Origin of the sequence: Schaalia georgiae DSM 6843 (assembly GCF_000429245.1) — a bacterium.
Taxonomy (GTDB): Bacteria; Actinomycetota; Actinomycetes; order Actinomycetales; family Actinomycetaceae; genus Pauljensenia; species Pauljensenia georgiae.
In genome coordinates this window covers 82,613-103,524 of record NZ_AUBM01000007.1, presented here as the reverse complement: position 1 = coordinate 103,524, position 20,912 = coordinate 82,613, and the positions used below count along the sequence as shown (strand labels likewise).

General features: G+C 71.0%; 17 protein-coding genes and 3 tRNA genes. 17 read left to right on the top strand and 3 right to left on the bottom strand.

Annotated elements, in window-relative coordinates:
• Positions 1 to 591: 591 nt before the first annotated feature.
• On the bottom strand, positions 592 to 1,326 hold the full coding sequence (locus G447_RS0102515) for an IclR family transcriptional regulator (RefSeq protein ID WP_005869873.1): 735 nt from the start codon (positions 1,324 to 1,326) through the stop codon (positions 592 to 594).
• Positions 1,327 to 1,509: 183 nt separating this feature from the next.
• On the opposite strand from G447_RS0102515, the gene leuC reads away from it, so the two are divergent.
• From leuC to G447_RS0102445, 14 genes are all read left to right on the top strand, one after another.
• Positions 1,510 to 2,910 carry a 3-isopropylmalate dehydratase large subunit gene (gene leuC / locus G447_RS0102510; protein ID WP_026429918.1) on the top strand — a complete coding sequence of 467 codons (1,401 nt, stop codon included), beginning with the start codon at positions 1,510 to 1,512 and terminating at the stop codon, positions 2,908 to 2,910.
• A gap of 19 nt (positions 2,911 to 2,929) precedes the next feature.
• Positions 2,930 to 3,568, top strand: coding sequence for a 3-isopropylmalate dehydratase small subunit (gene leuD / locus G447_RS0102505; protein WP_026429917.1), 639 nt, complete (start codon positions 2,930 to 2,932; stop codon positions 3,566 to 3,568).
• A 272-nt stretch (positions 3,569 to 3,840) separates the two neighbouring features.
• The gene (gene murA / locus G447_RS0102500) at positions 3,841 to 5,163 is read left to right on the top strand and encodes a UDP-N-acetylglucosamine 1-carboxyvinyltransferase (protein WP_005869884.1); all 1,323 of its coding nucleotides are present in this window, start codon (positions 3,841 to 3,843) and stop codon (positions 5,161 to 5,163) included.
• Positions 5,164 to 5,166: 3 nt separating this feature from the next.
• Positions 5,167 to 6,084: a diacylglycerol/lipid kinase family protein gene (locus tag G447_RS0102495; RefSeq protein WP_424141089.1), complete on the top strand. Its 918-nt coding sequence runs from the start codon at positions 5,167 to 5,169 to the stop codon at positions 6,082 to 6,084.
• A 162-nt stretch (positions 6,085 to 6,246) separates the two neighbouring features.
• A complete protein-coding gene (locus G447_RS0102490) occupies positions 6,247 to 7,044 on the top strand; it encodes a lysophospholipid acyltransferase family protein (protein ID WP_026429915.1) in 798 nt (265 codons plus the stop codon).
• Positions 7,045 to 7,216: 172 nt separating this feature from the next.
• A complete protein-coding gene (locus G447_RS0102485; RefSeq protein ID WP_005869861.1) occupies positions 7,217 to 8,248 on the top strand; it encodes an NAD(P)H-dependent glycerol-3-phosphate dehydrogenase in 1,032 nt (343 codons plus the stop codon).
• 30 nt (positions 8,249 to 8,278) lie between these two features.
• Entirely contained in the window at positions 8,279 to 9,415 is a 1,137-nt protein-coding gene (locus tag G447_RS0102480) for a D-alanine--D-alanine ligase family protein (protein ID WP_026429914.1), read from the top strand.
• Positions 9,416 to 9,597: 182 nt separating this feature from the next.
• Complete coding sequence (locus G447_RS0102475) at positions 9,598 to 10,515, top strand: ATP-grasp domain-containing protein (protein ID WP_026429913.1); 918 nt, start codon at positions 9,598 to 9,600, stop codon at positions 10,513 to 10,515.
• Between the two features lie 124 nt (positions 10,516 to 10,639).
• Positions 10,640 to 10,715 (top strand) — tRNA-His (locus G447_RS0102470).
• Positions 10,716 to 10,874: 159 nt separating this feature from the next.
• Entirely contained in the window at positions 10,875 to 11,318 is a 444-nt protein-coding gene (locus G447_RS0102465) for a hypothetical protein (RefSeq protein WP_026429912.1), read from the top strand.
• Positions 11,318 to 11,791, top strand: a complete 474-nt coding sequence (locus G447_RS0102460) for a YbjN domain-containing protein (protein ID WP_026429911.1) — start codon at positions 11,318 to 11,320, stop codon at positions 11,789 to 11,791. The genes G447_RS0102465 and G447_RS0102460 overlap by 1 nt, the downstream gene beginning before the upstream one ends.
• A 2-nt stretch (positions 11,792 to 11,793) precedes the next feature.
• Positions 11,794 to 13,599: an HSP90 family protein gene (locus G447_RS0102455; RefSeq protein ID WP_026429910.1), complete on the top strand. Its 1,806-nt coding sequence runs from the start codon at positions 11,794 to 11,796 to the stop codon at positions 13,597 to 13,599.
• Positions 13,596 to 16,553 carry a hypothetical protein gene (locus G447_RS0102450; protein WP_026429909.1) on the top strand — a complete coding sequence of 986 codons (2,958 nt, stop codon included), beginning with the start codon at positions 13,596 to 13,598 and terminating at the stop codon, positions 16,551 to 16,553. The genes G447_RS0102455 and G447_RS0102450 overlap by 4 nt, the downstream gene beginning before the upstream one ends.
• A 58-nt stretch (positions 16,554 to 16,611) precedes the next feature.
• A complete protein-coding gene (locus tag G447_RS0102445) occupies positions 16,612 to 17,034 on the top strand; it encodes a hypothetical protein (protein ID WP_005869866.1) in 423 nt (140 codons plus the stop codon).
• A 211-nt stretch (positions 17,035 to 17,245) separates the two neighbouring features.
• Here G447_RS0102445 and G447_RS0102440 read toward each other — a convergent pair whose 3' ends face one another.
• Positions 17,246 to 18,493, bottom strand: coding sequence for an alpha-amylase family protein (locus tag G447_RS0102440; protein WP_026429908.1), 1,248 nt, complete (start codon positions 18,491 to 18,493; stop codon positions 17,246 to 17,248).
• Between the two features lie 69 nt (positions 18,494 to 18,562).
• Between G447_RS0102440 and G447_RS0102435 the strand changes: the two genes are divergently transcribed.
• Positions 18,563 to 19,174: a TetR/AcrR family transcriptional regulator gene (locus G447_RS0102435; protein WP_026429907.1), complete on the top strand. Its 612-nt coding sequence runs from the start codon at positions 18,563 to 18,565 to the stop codon at positions 19,172 to 19,174.
• A 283-nt stretch (positions 19,175 to 19,457) separates the two neighbouring features.
• Positions 19,458 to 20,504, top strand: coding sequence for an NAD(P)-dependent alcohol dehydrogenase (locus G447_RS0102430; RefSeq protein WP_026429906.1), 1,047 nt, complete (start codon positions 19,458 to 19,460; stop codon positions 20,502 to 20,504).
• A gap of 157 nt (positions 20,505 to 20,661) precedes the next feature.
• On the opposite strand, the gene G447_RS0102425 is transcribed toward G447_RS0102430, so the two are convergent.
• Positions 20,662 to 20,732, bottom strand: a tRNA-Gly gene (locus G447_RS0102425).
• Positions 20,733 to 20,834: 102 nt separating this feature from the next.
• Between G447_RS0102425 and G447_RS0102420 the strand changes: the two genes are divergently transcribed.
• Positions 20,835 to 20,908: transfer RNA gene (locus tag G447_RS0102420), tRNA-Pro, on the top strand.
• Positions 20,909 to 20,912: the final 4 nt, after the last annotated feature.

Sequence of the window (20,912 nt, the reverse complement as noted above, 5' to 3'; positions counted from 1 at the left end):
GTGAAAACGGGCTCCGTTGTTCTTCCCACGGGTACGTGAGCCACACCGGGGTGGGCAAGGTGCATTGGAGTAGGCGGCTTGCCGTGCCAGTAGGCCCGGGCGACCGTCGCACTTGGAGCTGACGACGGCTATCGGCGCCGAGGACGGTCGTCACCGTCGACAACGGTCACCGGCGTCGACGATGGTTGCAGTCACCGACGCGCGTTATCGACACCGACGCGCGTTATATCCCCCTCACGGTGTCGACAACCCCCTCACATTGTCGACAACGCGCGCCAGTGCCGGCAATGCGCGCCCACGCCCAGGGGATGCCCTCTCCCGCCAGGGCTTGACAGCTGGTTCCCAGTCCGGCTCCCCCGGGTTGTCCGCTGCCCCTGGGGGTGCGCACACAAGGCCTTCGATTCACTTGACGCGCGCCGCGCATAAGGGCAGAAACAAGCCGCCTGGTGCGGCCCCGTGTTTGCTAATTCCCTTCCTTGTGTGCGACACCAAGAAGGAACGAGGGCTGGACCTGCGGGGAACGCGGTGAACCTGGTCGCTCGGGCGGCGCGCCCTGGAAGATAGTGAACCTGGTCGCTTGCGCGGTACGCCCTAGAAGTCGGCCTCGTCGACGCTGTGGAGGAACTCGGAGAGGCGGTTGGCGGCGGCCATGACGGAGGGGCCGTGCTGGCGACCGGGTTGGCGTCCCATCCTCTCGATGGGGCCAGAGATCGACAGTGCCGCGAGCACCCGCCCGGAGGGGCCTCGCACGGGAGCGGAAACGGAGGCGACGCCGGGCTCGCGCTCGCCGACGGACTGGGCCCAGCCGCGGCGGCGGACCTCGGAGAGCATGGTGGCGTTGAAGGAGGCGCCGTACAAGCCCCTGTGGAGGCGGTCGGGCTCCTCCCAGGCGAGTAGGACCTGGGCGGCGGAGCCCGCGCTCATGGACAGGGTGGCTCCGACGGGGATCGAATCGCGCAGCCCCATTTCGCGCTCGGAGGCCGCGACGCAGACCCGGTAGTCGCCCTGTCGGCGGAAGAGCTGCGAGGACTCCTTGGTGTGGTCGCGCAGGGCCTGGAGGACGGGCATCGAGGCGGCGAGTAGACGGTCCTCGCCCGCGGCGGTGGACAGCTCCTGGAGGCGGGGGCCCAGGATGAAACGGCCCTGCATGTCGCGCGCGACCATGCGGTGGAACTCGAGGGCGACGGCCAGCCGGTGTGCGGTGGGCCGTGCGAGGCCCGTGGTGGAAACGAGTTGCGCGAGTGTCGCAGGGCCGGGCTCAAGGGCGTTGAGGACCAGCGCCGCTTTGTCGAGGACTCCGACGCCGCTCGATGTTTGCTCTTCCATGCACCTATTTTCGGTCTCAATTAGTGAGATGGCAACCCTCCAAAATGTGAAACAGTACGGGTTCTGACTGTTGGAATCCCACTCTGTGAGACTATTGGCCCGGGAAATGAGATGCGCGCTTGGATGGGGGAGCGGAGGCGCGAATGATCCACCGCAGTCGAGCAGCAGGGGGAGGGCCAGACGATGAGCGGCACAATGGCGGAGAAGGTGTGGCGCGACCACATCGTGTCCAAGGGCGCCGATGGCGCCCCCGACCTGCTCTACATCGACCTCCACCTGGTGCATGAAGTCACAAGCCCCCAGGCCTTCGAAGGACTGCGTCTCGCCGGGCGCCAGGTTCGCCGACCCGACCTGACGATCGCCACCGAGGACCACAACACTCCCACGGTCGACATCGACCGCCCCATCGCCGACATCACCAGCCGCACGCAGATCGACACACTGCGGAAGAACGCCCGCGAGTTCGGGATCCGCCTGCACTCCCTGGGCGACGCCGACCAGGGCATTGTCCACGTCGTCGGCCCTCAGCTGGGCCTCACACAGCCCGGCATGACGATCGTGTGCGGCGACTCCCACACCTCGACCCACGGCGCCTTCGGGGCGCTCGCCTTCGGGATCGGCACCAGTCAGGTCGAGCACGTCCTGGCCACCCAGACGCTGCCCATGGCCCCCTTCAAGACGATGGCCATCACCGTCAACGGCTCCCTGCCCGCGGGGTCCACCGCCAAGGACATCGTCCTGGCCATTATCGCCAAGATCGGCACGGGCGGCGGCCAGGGCTACGTCCTGGAGTACCGCGGACAGGCGATCCGGGAGCTGTCCATGGAAGGGCGCATGACGATCTGCAATATGTCCATCGAGGCCGGAGCCCGCGCGGGCATGATCGCCCCCGACGACACAACCTTCGCCTACATCAAGGGCCGCCCCCACGCCCCCGAGGGCGAGGACTGGGACCGCGCGGTCGAGTACTGGCGCTCCCTGGCCTCCGACGAGGACGCCGTCTTCGACTCCGAGGTGGTCCTGGAGGGCACGGACATCGAGCCCTTCGTCACGTGGGGGACCAATCCCGGCCAGGGCGTCCCCCTGTCTGCGGCCGTGCCCAGCCCGGAGGACTTCGCCGACGAGAACAAGCGCGCGGCCGCGAAGCGGGCCCTGGAGTACATGGACCTTCAGGCCGGCACCCCCATGCGCGATATCGCCGTGAACACCGTGTTCATCGGAAGCTGCACCAACGGGCGCATCGAAGACCTCCGCGCTGCCGCCGGGATCCTCAAGGGGCGCCGTAAAGCCGACGGCGTGCGCGTCATGGTGGTCCCGGGGTCCGCGCGCGTGCGCCTCCAGGCCGAACGCGAGGGCCTGGACCGCGTTTTCCGCGAGTTCGGCGCCGAGTGGCGCAACGCGGGGTGCTCGATGTGCCTGGGGATGAACCCCGACACGATGGCCCCGGGGGAGCGCTCCGCGTCCACCTCGAACCGCAACTTCGAGGGGCGCCAGGGCAAGGGCAGCCGCACCCACCTGGTGTCCCCCGTGGTGGCCGCCGCGACCGCAGTGCGCGGCACCCTGTCCTCGCCCGCCGACCTCTGACCGGCCCAGGAGCAACGCTATGGAGAAGTTCACCACCTACACGGGCGTTGGCGTGCCGCTGCGCCGGTCCAACGTGGACACCGACCAGATCATCCCGGCTGTCTACCTCAAGAGGGTGACGCGCACCGGCTTCGAGGACGCGCTCTTCGCGGCTTGGCGCTCCGACCCGGGCTTCGTCCTCAACCAGGGCCCCTACCGCAACGGCTCCGTGCTGGTCGCAGGCCCCGACTTCGGCACCGGCTCTTCGCGCGAGCATGCGGTGTGGGCGCTGAAGGACTACGGGTTCCGCGTCGTCCTGGCGCCCAAGTTCGCCGACATCTTCCGCGGGAACTCCGGTAAGCAGGGCCTGGTGGCGGGCGTCGTCTCCCAGGAGGACTGCGAGTCCCTGTGGAAGCTCCTCGAGGTAGAGCCCGGCACCGAGATCACCGTGTCCCTGGAGGATAAGACCTTCCGCGCCGGTGCGATCTCGGGCACCTTCCAGATCGACGACTACGTGCGTTGGACCCTCATGGAGGGCCTCGACGACATCGCCTTGACGCTGCGCCACGAGGACGAGATCGCCGCTTACGAGGCGGGGTGCCCCGGCTTCAAACCGGCCACGCTGCCCGCCAGGACCCTGCCCAAGGAGGAAGTCGCCTCGGCGCGTGGAATCGGCTGACCCATGGCCGGGCCGCTGCGCCTCCTTGTGGGCAGTGCGGCCGCGCCTGAACGCGCGCGGCGGCCGCGCCCGCCTGGCAGCGCACCCGACGGACCGGGCCATTGGCCGGGCCGCTGACCCAGCAGTGCTCCGCGAGGCGCCGGGCGTCGGCAGTCGGAGCGCCCAACGAATGCCGCCCGTGTGTTCGAGACGACCGGCCACGGGATCCCCGGGCGAAGCCCGGTGGCCTAGAGTAGTGGCCAGGCACTTCAACCAACCCAGGAGCGACCACTATGTCATCGGTGCTGCGAGTCGAGGGCGGCCACCCACTGCGCGGGGAGATCACAGTGCGCGGCGCGAAGAACTTCGTGCCCAAGGCGATGGTGGCCTCCCTGTTGGCCGACACTCCGTCCGAGCTCTACAACGTCCCCCTGATCCGTGACGTCGACGTCGTCTCCGACCTGCTGGGCCTGCACGGAGTGACCGCCGACTTCGACCAGGACCGCGGCACAATGATGCTGGACCCCACGAACGTCAAGATCGCCTCGCGCTCCGACATTGACACGCTGGCCGGCGCCTCCCGCATCCCGATCCTTTTCTGCGGCCCCCTGCTCCACCAGCTCGGCGAGGCGTTCATCCCCGAGCTCGGCGGCTGCGCCATCGGCGGGCGCCCCATCGACTTCCACCTCGACACGCTGCGCAAGTTCGGGGCCGTCGTGGACAAGCGCCCCGACGGCGTGCGCATCAGGCGGCCCGCCTCGGGCATGCACGGCGCCATCATCGAGCTGCCCTTCCCGTCCGTGGGCGCCACGGAGCAGACCCTGCTCACCGCTGTGCGCAACGAGGGCATCACCACCCTGCGGGGCGCAGCCATCGAGCCCGAGATCATGGACCTCATCAACGTCCTGCAGAAGATGGGCGCGATCATCTCCGTCGACACGGACCGCACGATCCGCATCGAGGGCGTCGAGAAGCTGCGAGGCTACCGCCACACGGCCCTGCCCGACCGCATCGAGGCCGCCTCGTGGGCCGCCGCCGCCCTGGCCACACACGGGGACATCTACGTGCGCGGCGCCCTCCAGCCCGACATGACGACTTTCCTCAACACCTTCCGCAAGGTGGGGGGCGCCTTCGACATCGACGCCCACGGAATCCGCTTCTACCACCCCGGCGAGCGCCTCCACTCCATCGCCCTGGAGACCGCCGTCCACCCGGGCTTCATGACGGACTGGCAGCAGCCCCTGGTCGTCGCCCTCACGCAGGCCGACGGGCTGTCCATCGTGCACGAGACCGTGTACGAGAACCGCTTCGGCTTCGCCTCGGCCCTGCGCCAGATGGGCGCGACCATCCAGGTGTACCGCGAGTGCCTGGGTGGGACGCCGTGCCGCTTCGGGCAGCGCAACTTCTTCCACTCCGCAGTCATCTCCGGGCCCACGCCCCTGCACGCCGCGGACATCGAGGTGCCCGACCTGCGCGGCGGCTTCTCCCACCTCATTGCCGCACTCGCGGCCCGGGGGACCTCCACGGTGTCCGGGATCGACGTGATCTCGCGCGGGTACGAGCATTTCACACGCAAGCTCCACCAACTCGACGCCCGCGTCAGCTACGTGGACTGACCCGTGGCAGTGGGACCGGGCCGTCCGGCGATGCGGCTGCTCGTGTCGTCGATGTCGGCCGGCGGACGGGCGCTGCGCGTGGGTCCGGCGGTCGTCGCAGCGCTACGGGGTGGGGGCTGGGACGTCGAGGTGGTCGTGACCACTGCGGGCGATGACCCCGCTTCGATGGTGGATCCCGGGGCGGATGCCGTCGGCGCCCTGGGCGGGGACGGGTTCCTGGCTGCGGTGGCACAAGGTTGCCACGACCGCGGCGCAGTCCTTGCTCCGATGCCCGGCGGGCGGGGGAACGACCTGTGCCGCGCGCTCGGCGTGGGGGCGGATCCCCTCCAGCGCGCTTCGGGCCTGGCACCGCTGGGCTCGGACCGCGGGGCGATCGACGGGTCCGTGCGCGCCATCGATGGAATGTGGGTGCGCGGCGATGGGGCGGGCCGCCGCCTGGCACTGGGGATCGTCTCGCTCGGCCTGGACGCGCGGGCGAACCTGCTGGCGAACCGGTCCGTTCTCTCCAACGGTCCCCTCGCCTACGCTTACGGGGCCTTCGCTGCTCTTGCGACCCACAGGCCCGCGCCGATCCGTGCGCGCGTGGACGGCGAGGAGCGCGACCTGTCCGGGTGGATCGCCTCGGTGTCGAACTCGGGCCGCTTCGGCGGCGGGATCGCCCTGGTCCCTGGGGCGGACATGTGCGACGGCGTCCTGGAGGTCTGCCACGTCGGTCCGATCCCCACCCGTTCTGCGCTTCCGGTCCTTGCCCGCGTCGTCGCGGGCCGGGGCGCCCACGACCCGCGCATCCGCGTCAGCAGCGCCCGCCTCGTCGAGTTCTTGGAGCCGCAGGGGATGACCGCCATGGCCGACGGCGACGTGGTGGCCACGGTTCCCTTCACGGTCGAGGTGGCGTCCGAGGTCGTGCGCGTGCTGGTCTGACCGGTTCCGCGCGGCGCGCCCGCCTCCCGGTCCCGTCGGGCGTCCAGCCCCCCAGCGCGCTGCTCCCGGCCCCCTGGCGCCCCGCCCCGCTCGGATGGGGGGTGATGCGGGCCGCGCACAGGGGCGGGACCGGGGCAGGGGTCCTCGGATACACTTGCGCCCATGAGTCGAGTCACCGGTTTCTACCGATTCGCCAAGTGCGTGCTCACCCCCATCATGACCCCGTGGGTGCGCTTCGACGCCGAGGGCACCGAGAACCTGCCGACTGAGGGCGCCTTCCTGCTGGTGAGCAACCACCTGTCGAACGTCGACCCGCTGTGCCTGTGCTGGTACTTCATGAAACGGGATACGGCGGTGCGCTTCCTCGCGAAGCGCTCGATGTTCAAAGTCCCGTTCTTCGGGTGGGTCTTCAAGGGCATGGGCCTCATCCCCGTCGACCGCGATCAGAACCCGGCGGCGGTCCTGGCGCCCACGCGCGAGGCCCTGGCGGCGGGGGAGGTGGTGGGCATCTACCCGGAGGGCACACTCACCCGCGACCCCGAGGAGTGGCCCATGGCCTTCAAGTCCGGTGCCGCCCGCCTGGCCCTGGACACCGGCGTTCCCGTGATCCCCGTGTCGCAGTGGGGCGCCCAGAGGATCATGGAGCCCTACAACTCCAAGAGGATCAACCTCAAGCCCCGCCGCCCCCTATCGTACCGCTTCGGCGCGCCCGTGGACCTGTCAGACCTCATGAGCGAGGCGGGCTCGGACGATCACGCGGCGGTGGACGAGGCGACGCGGCGCATTGCGCTCGCAGTGCGCCAGGGCGTGGCCCGGATCCGGGGCGTCGAGGCGCCCGAGGAGATCTGGGACCCGAAGACCGAAGCGGGGCCGTGGTGGGAGCACGAGCAGCGCAGGCGCGCCAAGAAGGAGCGCAAGAGGGCGAAGAAGGAGCGCAAGGGCGCCAGCAAGGGGGAGTGACGCCCCGCGCCCCGATGGTCTTGGCGTTGCCCGCCAAGGACCGCGAGGGGGAGCAGCGCCCCGGGATGCCGCCCGGGCCCCTGTCGGCCGGGCGCCCGCGGACCCGGCGCCGGGGAGCGCGGCCCCGCGCAGTCGCTGCGCCCGCGCGACGGGACCGAGTACCCTTGGGGGCATGAGCGAGGAGAACGGGTACGGTCGCGTGGCAGTCCTGGGGACGGGCGCGTGGGGAACGACATTCGCCAGGGTGGTTGCCCACGCCGGTGCCGGGGTCACGGTGTGGGGGCGCAACGCCGCCGTGGTCGAGTTCATCAACGACGGCGAGAACCCCGCGTACCTGCCCGGCATCGAGCTGCCCGGCTCCGTGCGCGCCACCACCGACCTGCGCGGCGCGGTCTCCGGCGCGGACCTGGTGGTCGTCGCCGTGCCCGTCAAGGCCGTGCGCCCCACGATGGAGGCCGCCGCCTGCGCGATCGACCCGGACGCGGGCGTGCTCTCCCTGGCCAAGGGCATCGAATTGTCGTCCTTCAAGCGCGTGGACGAGGTCATCGCCCACAGCGCCGGCGTCGGCGAGGACCGCATCGCCGTCCTGTCCGGGCCCAACCTCTCGCGCGAGATCGCGGAGGAGAACCCGACGGCGACGGTGGTCGCCTCGGAGAACCTGGAGCTCGCCAAGCGCATCGCCTCCACCTGCCACACCCCGTACTTCCGCCCCTACGTGTCGACCGACGTGATCGGCACCGAGATCGCGGGCGCCACGAAGAACGTGATCGCCGTGGCCATCGGAGCGGCGCAGGGCATGGGCCTGGGCATCAACACCCGGTCGACGCTGCAGACCCGGGGCCTGGCGGAGATGACCCGCCTGGGGACCGCGCTCGGGGCCGATCCGGCCACTTTCGCGGGGCTGGCGGGCATCGGCGACCTGATCGCCACGTGCTCGTCGCGCCTGTCGCGCAACTTCTCCCTGGGGCACCGCATGGGGGAGGGGATGAGCCTGGAGGAGGCCCTGGAGCGCTCGCCGGGCGTCGTCGAGGGCGTGGCGTCGGCGCGCCCGATCCTGCAGCTGGCCAGCGGGGCCGGTGTGGACATGCCCATCACGGAGGCCGTTGTCCGCGTCGTCGAGGGGGACGCCACCATCGAGGACATGGGCCACATGCTGCTCTCGCGCCCCCGCAAGATGGACGGGTGGAAGATCACGTTGGTCTGAGCCGTCCCCGGATGCCGCTACCCTTGAGGCATGACTGACTTCGAACGCCCACGCGTCCTCATCGTCTTCGGCGGCCGCTCCAGCGAGCACGAGGTCTCGTGCGCGACCGCCGCGGGTATCCTGAGGGCCATCGACCGCGACAAATGGGACGTGGTCCCCCTGGGGATCACCAAGGACGGCCAGTGGGTGCGCGCCAGCGACGACCCCGCGCTCCTGGAGTTCAAGGACGGCAAGGGGCGGAGCGTCGAGGCGGGGGCGACGCGGGTGGCGCTGACCCCCGGGGGCGGCAGCCTGGTGGAGCTCTCCTACGACGGCGACCCCGCCGATCCGGGGGCCCGGGTGGTCGGCGCCCGCGACTTGGGCCGCGTGGACATCGTGCTCCCGCTGCTTCACGGCCCCTACGGCGAGGACGGCACCATCCAGGGGCTGCTCGAGATGGCGGAGGTGCGCTACGTGGGATGCGGGGTCGCCTCGAGCGCGGTCTCCATGGACAAGCACCTGACGAAGGTCGTGCTGGCGGGCGCGGGCATCGACGTGGGCCGTTGGGAGCTGATCACGCCGCTGCAGTGGGAGGCGGACCAGGGCGCGTGCCTGGAGCGCGCCGCCGCCCTCGGCTTCCCGGTCTTCGTCAAGCCGTGCCGTGCCGGGTCGTCTGTGGGGATCTCGAAGGTGGAGTCCCCCGAGGGGCTGGCGGTGGCCGTCAAGGAGGCCCAGAACCACGATCCGCGCGTCATCGTCGAGGCGGGCGTCGTCGGCCGCGAGGTCGAGTGCGGCGTCCTGGGGGGCCGCGCCGACTGGCGCAGCGCGACGGCGCCCCTTGGTGAGATCGAGGTGCCCGACGGGGAGTTCTACGACTACGAGCACAAGTACGTCGACGATGTCGTGGGCCTGGTGTGCCCGGCGAAGGTCGCCCCCGCCTACGAGGAACGGGTGCGGGAGACCGCGTTGCGCGCCTTCGACGCCCTCGAGTGCGAGGGCCTGGCCCGCGTCGATTTCTTCCTCGACGAGGACAGCGGGACGGTGCTGGTCAACGAGGTGAACACGATGCCCGGTTTCACGCCGATCTCCATGTTCCCGCAGGTGTGGGCCGCCGCCGGGGTCGACTACCCCGCCCTCATCGACGCGCTGCTGGAGGAAGCGGCCGCGCGCACCGTCAGCCTGCGCTGAGGGGGCTCCCCGCCCCGGCGCACGGGGCGGTCCTCGAGACCCGCATCCCCCTGGTCGTTTCCTGCTCCCTGCCGCCGCGCGCGGGGGGCGGTTGGCGCACCCGTGGGAACGCCGGTGCCGTGGGCGTCCGCCGCCGGTGGAAACCGCACGCGGGGTAGACCGGGGTCGGCTACCCTGGTCCTATGACCTCCAAGCCGAAAGTGACGCTGGTGACCTGCGCGTCGATGCCGAACCTCTTCCACGGGGAAGAGGGGTTGCCCGATGAGCTCGCCCAACGGGGCTGCGCCCCCCGGATCGCGGTGTGGAACGATCCCGACGTGGACTGGGATGACGCCGGGATGGTCGTCGTGCGCTCGGTGTCCGACTACGCGGCGGACCGTTCCGCGTTCCTCGAATGGGCCAGGGGCCTGCGCCGCGTGCTGAACCCGGCGGACGTGCTCGACTGGAACACCGACAAGCACTACCTGCGCGACTTGGCGGCGCGCGGCATGCCCACGATCCCCACCTCCTGGCTGGAGCCGGAGCACAGTCTGTCCAAGCACCAGATCCACACGCGCTTCCCCGCTTTCGGCGAGTTCGTCATCAAACCCGCAGTCTCCTCGGGCGTGCGCGACATCGGGCGCTACACGACCCTGTCGATCTCCCAGCGGCAGGCAGCGATGCGCCAGGTGCAGTCCCTGCTGCGGGAGGGGCGCTCGGTCATGGTGCAGCGCTACATGGAGGAGATCGAAGTCCACGGCGAGATCTCGCTGGTGTTCTTCAACGGACTGGTCTCCCACGCGGTCGAGAAGCGGGCGGCCCTGCACCCCGCTTCCGTCACCGACCCCACAGTCCACGAGGCGGTGGTCACCGCCGAGCCGGCCGACTCAGTCGCGTGGAAGTGGGGCGAGGAGATCCGCCGGGTCCTGCACGACTACGTCCGCGAGCGCAACGGGCACGACGACTTGCTGCTCTTCAACAGGGTGGATCTGGTCCCCGACGGGCACGGGTCCTTCATGGTCATGGAGGTCTCCTTGGTGGATGCCGACCTCTACCTGGGGACGACCCCGCGTGCTCTGGGCAACTTCGCTGACGCGATCTCCGCCCGCGCCCACTGGTGAGGGGAGCGGAGCGCCCCGTTGCGGCGCATTATGGCGCACGCCACCGCCGGTGCGGGCCGCTTGATTTCCCTCCTGCTGGGGCGGGGTGCTAGTCTCTTCCCGTTGCCCTTCTCCGGGCCGAATGGTGGCTGTAGTTCAGTTGGTAGAGCACCTGGTTGTGGTCCAGGACGTCGCGGGTTCGAGTCCCGTCAGCCACCCCAGCAAACCCCTGGGACCATTAGGTTCCAGGGGTTTTGCCGTTCCCGGGCCAGCAGATCCCGGGGCCGCCACCGGACTCCGACCGCTTGCGCGGTAACTCCCTTGTCCCGGTGGGATACCGGGTCTAGAGTGGGTACGGAACACGAAGGGGGTCCGCACGCATGAGCGCACAGCCACAGGTGACGACGGCGCGCATAGCGGACTGGCTGTGGAGCCAGGACCTGGGCTACACCATCGATGACGACCGCAATATCGTCCTCCGCTTCGAGGAGTTCACCATTTACATCTTCTTGGGCGCTGAACTCAGCGACCTGCTGCCCGTGCGCGGGTACTGGCACCCCGAGCTGGCGGACACCGACCTCGAACGCGTCGACGCGCACATCCGCCAGGACACGCTCGACGGTGTGGTCGCCAAACTCGGGATCTCCTCGCGGACGGCGCCACCGCGGCACCTGTTCGCCCAGACGACTGCGTTCATTGGGAAGGGCATGAGCAATGAGCAGCTCGCGGGCTACCTCAACATGGCGGTATCCGTGATCGGGGGAGCACTGCAGGAGGCGGCGGAAGCGCTCCCCGACTTGGCCCAACGGCAGGGGGCCCGCTGATGGCGTGGTGGACGGACCCGGACAACGCGGCCACGCCCCCCGTCACGATGGACCGCGTGGCCGCCTGGCTGGAGCGGATCGGCTGGGAGTACGAGCGCAGGAGGGGCGAGGACTACGACGAGATCCACACGGGGGCCGGGCGGACCCAGTTCCTCATCGAGATCCCCTCTCCGCGCCTACTCAGCGTCAGGGGACGCGAAACGTACGGCACCGGGCACGGCCCCGGTTCCCAGGAACGCGTGGCGGCCGCGGCCACCCAGGTCAACGAGTCCTGCTGGGTCCCCTCGGTCTTCGTCCTGCCCTCCCAGGGCGAGGCGACCACCGTGGCGACGCGCGCGCTCGTGAACATCGAGGCGGGCGCGAACGACGAGCAACTGCACGACTACCTGGGCATGATGACCACCACGACCGTGGAGCGCTTCAAAGCCCTGCGCGAGGTCCTGGGAATAGACGACGAGAAGGAAGCGGGGTAGGCGTGGCGCAGTTCCACGTCGACTTGCGGGGCATGGTCGACCTGCTCTCCCGCAACCTCTACTCCGGCCCCCGCGTCTACATGCGGGAGCTGCTGCAGAACGGGGTCGACGCCATCGCCGCCCGGCGCCAACTGGAGCCGGACTGCCCCGCGCGCATCGTCCTCACCGTCGGAGACGGGGGCCTCGCCTGCTCGGACACGGGGATCGGCCTCACCGAGGAGGAGGCCGCCTCCCTGCTGTCCACCATCGGGGCCTCGTCGAAACGCGACGAACTGGGGTTGGCGCGCGCCGACTTCCTCGGGCAGTTCGGCATCGGACTGCTCTCCTGCTTCATGGTGAGCCCGGACATCACCGTGGTGTCGCGCTCAGCCCGGGCGGGGGCCGACGGCGCCATCGAGTGGACGGGCAGCGCCGACGGCACCTACTGCGTGCGCCCCGCGCCCGCCCACGAGGCCCAGAGCCTCCCTCCCGGCCCCGGGACCCGGGTCGTCCTGCGCCCCTTCCCCGGTGAGGCGTGGATGGAGCCCGCCACCGTGCGCGCCCTGGTCGACGAGTTCGCCTCGCTGCTGGACGCCGATATCGAGGTCCGGGGCGGGGGAGCGGTCACCCGCCACGGCAGGGCCCTGCCCGTGTGGAGGGTGGGCGGGCGCGACCGGGCCCAGTGGTGCCAGGAGAACCTGGGGTTCGCCCCCATCGACGTCATCGACTTCGATGTCGCAGCGGCAGGGCTGCGCGGCGCCATCGCGATCAGCCCGCAGGAAGGGCGCGTCGGCGACGCGCGCCACACGGTCTACGCGAAGGGAATGCTGGTCTCACACAGCGCCTACGGGCTGGCGCCCCCGTGGGCGTACTTCGCGTGGGTCGTCGCCGACTCCGCGCACCTGCGCCTGACGGCCTCGCGCGAGCAACTGGTCGACGACGAGGCGCTGGAGGACGCCCGGGCGGCGGTCGGCGAGCGGGTGCGCGCCTGGCTGGACGACTTGGCCCGGCACGCGCCCACCCGTTTCGCCGCCTTCGTCTCCGCCCACGCCATGGGCCTGCGGTCGGTGGCGACGACGGACGGGTTCGTCCTCGAACTGGTGGTCGAGCACGTCCCCTTCGAAACCACCCAGGGCCCCAGGACCCTGGCCCAACTGGCCGACCTCGGCGTCCCGGTGCGCTACACGCGCACGGTCGACCAGTACCACGCGCTCGCGGATGTGGCCGCCAGCCAGGGCGTGGTCCTGGTGAACGCGGGCTACGCCTACGAGGAGGAGGTGCTCTCCGCATTCCTGGCCAGTCCCGCGCTGGGCGGGTCGGGCGCGGACATCGCGCTTGTCGACCCCGCACGCCTGCTGGACAGTTTCAGCCCGTGCTCCCCGACGGAGGAGGCCGAGGCGGCGGGTCTCATGCTCGCCGCCCGGCGGGCCATCGACCCCCGCGACTGCGAGGTCGTCATGCGGCGATTCGAGCCCGCGACCATGCCCGCCCTGTATTTGCCCGACCCGGACTTGGCGGGCCGACAGATCGCCCGCGCCTCGAAGGAGGCGGCCTCGGGAGTGTGGGCGCAGCTGCTGGGCATCGACGACCCCTTCGCGCGCACCCGGCCTCCCCGGATGGTCCTCAACCGCACGAACCCACTGATTGCGCGACTGGCCGCTCTGGACGCGGGCGGGGCGGTCGCCGCCCAGGTGCTGCGCGGCCTGTACGTGCAGTGCCTGCTCCAGGGCCGCCAGGCGCTGGGCCCGAAGGAGCGCGCGTGGGCCGGGCAGGTCCTGGGGGCCCTCATCGACGCGGCGCTCGACCACCCACGGAAGGACGGACCATGACCACAGCCGACGACATCCGCCACAGGCTCGCGCAGGCCGAGACAATGGGCTGGGGGCCCGCCAGGTCCGCCCAGGTGGCCGAGGCGGCCGCGTGGTCCCTGGACGTGGACGACCTGGGGCTGCGGGCCGACGCGCACCTGGCGCTGGCCGACGCCTATGCCTACGGCAACGAGGGCTGGAAGGCGATGGCGCCCTTCGCGTGGTGCCTGGCCGCCTTCGAAGAGCACCCGGAACTGCTCACCGGGCGCCGCCTGTTCCACTTCGAATGGCGGTACAAGTGGATCGTGGGGTGCGCCGCCGACAACCCCCGTGTGCCCGTGGACCAGGTGCGCCGCCTCATGGAGGGCCTGGAGTGGTTCTACCGCGCGCACAGCGCCTCCATGCACACGGTGCACGGCGCTGCCGTGTACGTGGACTTCAGCCTCGGGGACATGGAGGCCGTCCGCCGCGACATCGCCGCTTGGCGCGCCACGGGGCGCGACCGCCTGTCCGACTGCGTGGCGTGCGACCCTGAGCGCCAGGTGATCGTGGCGAGCGCGGAGGAGGACTGGGAGCGTGCCGTGGCCAGCGCCGTGCCCGTCCTCAGCGGTGAGCTCGGGTGCTCCCACCAGCCCGCCAACATCCAGTCCTCCGCGCTGCTGGCCCTGCTGGCCAGCGGACGGCCCAAGGCCGCGTGGGACGCGCACGTGCGCTCCTACCGCTTCCAGCGCTTCAACCCGAATTTCACGAACGGACTAGCGCGGCACATGCAGTACTTGGCCCTGTCCGGCCACGTGGGCCGCGGCGTCAGGGTCCTGCGCGAGTCCTTGCCCTTCGCGTCGCGCGCCGACAGCGCCTACTCCCTGCTCCTGCTGCTGCGCGGCGCCGCCGTGGTCCTGCGCGAGGCGGTGGCCGCGGGCCGTGGGGACGAGGAACTCGGCGTGGAGGTCGCGGGGGACAGCCCCTGGTGCCCCGCCGAGGCGCTGGATGCGGCCGCGACGCTGTCTCAGGCGCAGGCGCGGGTCCGCCAATGGGCCCTCGACGTCGCCGGGCTCTTCGACGAGCGCAACGGCAACGGATTCCTCACGTCGTGGACCGCGCGCGAACTCGACCGCCCCGTTTTCAGCGCCGCCGAGGACGCCTTCGCCGACGCGGGGATCGGCCTGCTGGAGGCCGGCGAACAGCTTCCTGAGGGCGAGCGCCTCGCTGAGGACGGGACCGTGGTGCCGGCCGAGCCGCCGGCCCCCGCGAACGAGCGGCTGGCGGGCGACGACGACGCGCCGCCCTACCCCGCCGTCGATACAACGCGCCCCGCCCCCCTGGCGGGCGCCGAGGAGGCGCTGGAGCGCTACGCCGCGACCTTCCTCGACCCCGGCGACGGGGCGGAGGGCTCCTTCGTGGTCGACCAGGCGTGCGCCCGGGGTTTGGGCCCGCAACTGGAGGCGATGGACGGGCGCGACATCGAGCGCTTCATGCTGCTGACATCGATGCGCCGCAATGTCGGGGACCACGACGGAGCGTCCCAGTGGCTTCGCAAGGCGCGGGACGCCGTGGCAGGCGCGTTCGACCGCGCCAGCGGGGATCCGGGTGCCGGGGCCGACGGGTATTGCGCGTGCGTGCTGCGCGCGCTGGGCGTCCTCATCGATGCCTCCTTGCTGAGGGACGCGCGTCCCAGTGGGGGCGTCGTCCTGAGGGACGAGCGCATCGAAGAGGTGCGGCGCCTCGCCGACACCGCCCTGGCCTGCGCCGCAGAGGATTGCGGACCCGCCCAGGCCTGCGCGCACGCGGCCGCTGTCTCCTCCGCCCTCTCCGTGATCGCGGGGCTCGCGTCCTCGGTGGGCGACCGCGACTGCGCCGGATCCGCGCTGGAGGGCACGGAGGCGCTCGTGGGATGTGCTGAGCACCGCCGTGACGCGGAGGACCTGGTGCGCCTCAACCGCGCCAGGATCCTGCTGGAACGGGGCAGGACCTACCAGGCCTGCGCCGCCGCCTACGAGGTGATGCGCGGCCACGACCCGTGCCCCCCGATCACCGCCATGCGGGCCAGGAAGGTCATCGCGGACGCCTCCGACGCGATGGCGGAGTTCCGCGAGGCCATCGCCCAGCTCCGTGAGATCGTCAACGTCTGCCTGGCCGTAGGCATGCCCGTGCGCGCCGCCTCGACCCTGCGGTACCTGGGGGAGGTGCTCATGCGCGATGAGCGCCACCTGGAGTGCGCCGAGGTCGTCGAGTCCGCCCTGGGCCTCGTGGAGGGGTGCGGGCGCACCCCGCTGGAGTACGCGCTGCGCGAGACCCTCTGCCACGCCCTCATGGAACTCGGTGAGCACCAGGGCGTGTTCGACAACTCCCGCGAGTTGGCGCAGCGGGACATCGAGGGCGGCGACCGGGGCGCCGCAGCGTCCCACTTGCGGCGCGCCGCTGAAGCCGCCGAGGCCCTGGATGACCGCGATGGGGCGGTCCGCGCCTACACGGAGGCCGCCTGCCTCCACGACGGCGACGGCCTCGCTGACCGCGTGCTGCGGGGGCGCTGCCTCCGCGACGCCGCGAGGACGGCCATCAGGGGCCTCGCCCAGGAGGAGGCCCGCCTCCACCTCGACGAGGTGCGGGCCCTCATGGAGCAGTCGCGCGCCGCGATCGCGCCCCTGGGCGATGACGGCGACTACTCCAGCGCTTACGAGATGGGGGCCTGGCACGACCAGTACGCGACGTTGCTCGCAGCCAGTGGTGAATTCGGTGAGGCCGTCGAGCACTGCGAGGCCGCGTGCGCGGGGTACATGGTGAAGAACGACCTGGAGGCGATGGCGCGGCCCCTGCACTGCATGCTGTGGTGCCTGGAAAGAATGGGCGACACCGACGGGTGCCGCGCCGTGATCGCCCGCATCCGGCGGGTGTACGCCGCGCCCCGTTGGAAGGACCAAGGGCCGCTGCGGTACGCCGCCGTGGTGGAGCGGAGGCTGGAAGGCGGGGAACTGTGAAGGACACGGGGCGCGGGGCGGCGCTCGGCGGGACCGGGCTGGGCAGTCCGGTGGGCGCATGAGGTTCTTCCAGCAGCTGTCGATAATGCCGCGCCGCCAGGGCAGGCTCGTTCACGCCGTGTTCCTCTTCGATTTCATGGTGTTCGGCCATGGCCTGCTCCTGATGTTCAACTCCCCGGAACGCGGGGATCTGGTGCTCCGGGGGTCCGTCGTCGTGGCAGCGGCCGTCCTCGTTGGGATCGCCGCCGTCGTCCGCCTGGTCAGGTGGGTGGGCCGGGGGTGCCCGCAGCCGCCTCCCACCGTTGAGCTGCTTGGTTTGGCCAAGGGGCTCGGAGTCGGCGCGGTCGTCATGCTGGCGGTCTCGCTCGCGCAGTTGCTGACCGGGAACCTGGTCGTGATGCAGTGGTACTTCCTCCTCATCGGCTGCTTTCTGGGCGCGTTCTGGGCGTTCTTCGACATCACCGCGACGAAAGGGGAGTAGGGGGGCGGACGCGCGTCCGCGTGCGGTTGTGCGGCGCCCGTCCGCACCACTTAGCGCGTCCGTCCACCACTTAGGCCGCCGACACGCCGGGAGAACCAGAGGGCCTTCTGACCCTAAGTGGTGCACAACAGGTCTAAGTGGTGCGGACAGAGCCCGACGGCCCTGTTCATGGCGCGCCCGCCGTCGCGGCACGTTGCAGTGGGCCCTCGGCTCAGTGCCCGGCCTGCTCCCACAGGACGGTCCCGCCTCCGTCGCGGATGGTGGTGCGGGGCGCGGGGTCCAGGTCGATGGAGACGTCCAAGTGGGCGCTGGAGTCGGCCGCCCGCACCCTGTAGGTGTAGCGCTGGTTCTCCAGGGCGACGGCCGACGTGGTCGCCGTGGTGAGCCACGGGTTGCGGCGGCGCAGGCCGATGAGGTCCTGGTGGGCGCGGTAGACGCCCCACCCCCAGGGCGCCAGTTCGTCCGGCGAGGCGGGGAACGCCGGGCGCACGGCGTCGTCGCCGCCGGCGCGCTCCTCCTTGACGCCGGTGAATCCCTGCTCGTCACCGGAGTAGATGGAGGGGATCCCGCCCACGGTCATGAGGATCGCCAGTGCGGTGACCGCCCCGTCGGAGCCGACGACTGAGGCGATCCTCGTCACGTCGTGGTTGCCGATGAATGTGTTGGGCGTGAACGAGTCGAGGAAGGCGTTGTGGCGTTGCAGCGCCCAGTCGAGTTCGAAGAGGTTCCGGTCCTTGATCGAGGACCAGACGGCCTTCCACAACTCGTACTGGGTGACCGTGTCGACGCCCGTGGCGGCGGTGAAGCCCGCGTAGTCGCCGTGGATGACTTCGGCCAGGAAGAACGCGTCGGGGTGGGCGGCCCGCACTCCGGCCAGCACCCGCGCCCAGAAGTCCGTGCTGACGGAGTACGCGGCGTCGAGGCGCCACCCGTCGGCGCCGCGGTCCAACCAATGGCACATGACATCTGCCGTGTACTCGGCGGCGGCGGACGAGGCGTGGTCGAGGCGCGCCAGGGAGGCGTGCCCCTCGAAGACGCGGGGGGCGGGGCCGCCGGGGGCCTCCCAGTCGATGTCGAACATGGACGCCGCCCCGCTGCCGGGGCCCTCGGCCAGGGCGCGCAGCAGGCGGGGGTGGTCGCTTCCCACGTGTGAGAAGACCCCGTCGAGCAGGATGCGCAGGCCCCGCTGGCGGCAGGCGCCCACGAGGGCGTCGAAGTCGGCGTCGGAGCCCAGGCGCGGGTCGATGCGGTAGTGGTCGAGGGTGTCGTAGCCGTGCGTGGCCGAGGCGAAGACGGGACCGAGCAGCAGGCCCGAGCAGCCGAGCTCGACGGCGTAGTCGAGCCAACCCATTAGGGCGCGCAGGCGGGGTCCGGGGTGCGGGTCGGCCTCGTGGACCGGCGCCCCGCAGAATCCCAGGGGGTAGACGTGCCACCAGATCGCGTGGTGTTTCCAGTCCATGGGGAACTCCTAGTGAATCTCGTTCATTAAGCTTAGTGATCGTATATCACTAACGATAGGATGGGCAATATGGTGAGACAAGACCGCGCCCCCCGGCGCCGACTCGACCCGGACTCGCGGCGCGAGACGATCCTCGCCGCAGCCGCGGCCGCCTTCGCCCAGCGCCCCTTCGCCGATGTGACCATTGCTTCCATCGCCGCCGACGCCCAGGCCTCCAGCTCCCTGGTCTACCGCTACTTCGCCGGCAAGGAGGAGCTTTACGCCCAGGTCGTCGAAATGGCGATCGAGGACCTGTTGGACAAGCAGGCCGCAGCCCTCGACGCCCTCGACGAGGGGGTCCCCGTGCGCGACCGCGTCGGCGCGGCGACCCTGGTCTACCTCGACCACATCGCCAGCCACCCGGACGCCTGGGCGGCGCCGCTGCGCGGGTCGAGGGGGGAGCCGCAGGCCGCCGCGGAACTGCGCGTCCGTGTTCGTGCCGACTACGTGGAGCGCCTCGCGCGCCTCCTCGCCCCCTCCGAGCAGGTGCGCCACGAGTACGCGCTGTGGGGGTACTACGGCTTCGTGGACGCCGCGTGCCTGCGGTGGGTCGACAAGGGCTGTCCTCCCGCCGAGCGGTGGGCGCTAGTCGAGGCGGCGCTCGGGTGCCTCGGCGGGGCGCTGGGTGACTGGGCAGCTTGACGGCGGCCCTCCCCCCGTGGTGTGGTGCGGGGTGGTTGACCACCGGTTCGCGCGGGCAACCGACGAGTGTCCGAGAAGTTGGGCGTGTGACGCGGGGTGTTTGACCACCGGTGCGTGGGGGACCGGTTTGGCGCGGGGGCTGTGGGCGCCAGTGCGCAGGGGTGCTGTCGTCCCGGGTCCTGGTCGCCTTCCCGGGGATGCGACTGGCCTTTTTCTTTGTCCGGTCAAAAACAGGTGTGTGGCGTAGGATTGAAGAGACGGCCCCACTATTGGAGGAGCAACGATGCCCCAGGTACTCGCCTACGCGTGCGACGACGCGACCACCCGTTTCCACAAGACCACGATCGACCTGCGCGAGCCCGGACCGGGGGAGATCTACTTCGACGTGAAGTACGCGGGCATCTGCCACTCCGATATCCACACCGCCAGGGGGGAGTGGGGGCCCGTCGACTACCCGCTGGTCCCCGGCCACGAGTTCGTCGGCGTCGTGGCGGCGGTCGGCGAGGGCGTCACCCGCTTCGCCGTCGGCGACCGGGTCGGCGTCGGCTGCATGGTGGGCTCGTGCGGCCAGTGCGAAATGTGCGGCGCCGGTTACGAGCAGTGGTGCACGGGCACGCCCGGCACGCTGTGGACCTACCGCGCCGACGCCGACGGCAACCCGACGACCGGCGGCTACTCGCAGGGATTCACCGTCTCGGAGGAGTTCGCCTGCGCCATCCCCGACCAGATCCCCTTCGACGCCGCCGCGCCCCTGCTGTGCGCGGGGATCACCATGTACTCGCCGCTGCGCCGGTACGGGGCGGGGCCGGGCACGCGCGTCGCCATCGTCGGAATGGGCGGCCTGGGGCACGTCGGCGTGAAGCTCGCCGCCGCCATGGGCGCCGAGGTGAGCGTGATCTCCCACGGGCGCTCCAAGGAGGCCGACGCGCGCCGTTTCGGCGCCTCCGCCTTCCACGCGACCAGCGAGGAGGGGGCCGTCGAGGCCCTGCGCGGATCCTTCGACCTCATCATCTGCACCGTCAGCGCCAACAACCTCGACTACGAGGGCCTGATGGGCACGCTGCGCCCCTACGGTGTTTTCGTCGACGTCGGCCTGCCCGAGGAGCCGGTGCGCCTGCCGCTGCGGGCGTTCGTCAACGGCGCCAAATCCTTCGCGGGCTCCCAGATCGGCGGGATCCGCGAGACGCAGGAGATGCTGGACTTCTGCGCCGCCCATGGTGTGGCGCCCCAGGTCGAGATCATCGGCGGCGAGGACATCACCGGCGCCTACGACCGCGTCGTCGCCTCGAAGGTCCGCTACCGCTACGTCATCGACACCGCGACCTTCTGACGCGCTGGACGGTCCGCGCCGGGCGCGCCCGGCACTGGTTCCCGGCGCGCCACCCGGTTTCGCCCGCGCGTCCGGGGCGCGGCCGCTCCTGTTCCGGGCGGGGGAGCGGGGGAACACGAGGGCCCCGGACCGATTGGGTCCGGGGCCAGCGCCACGGAGCGGATGACGGGAATCGAACCCGCGTGATCTGCTTGGAAGGCAGAGGCTCTACCATTGAGCTACATCCGCGCGCCCCCTGGTCGGGGACCCCCCAACCTTAGCGGACCGGGCAGCGAATTGCGAAACGGGCGCGGCCCGTGGGTATGATTGCGCAGGGGGGAGTGCCCCCGCCGGGGTGTGGCGCAGCTTGGTAGCGCATCTGCTTTGGGAGCAGAGGGTCGCAGGTTCAAATCCTGTCACCCCGACTTC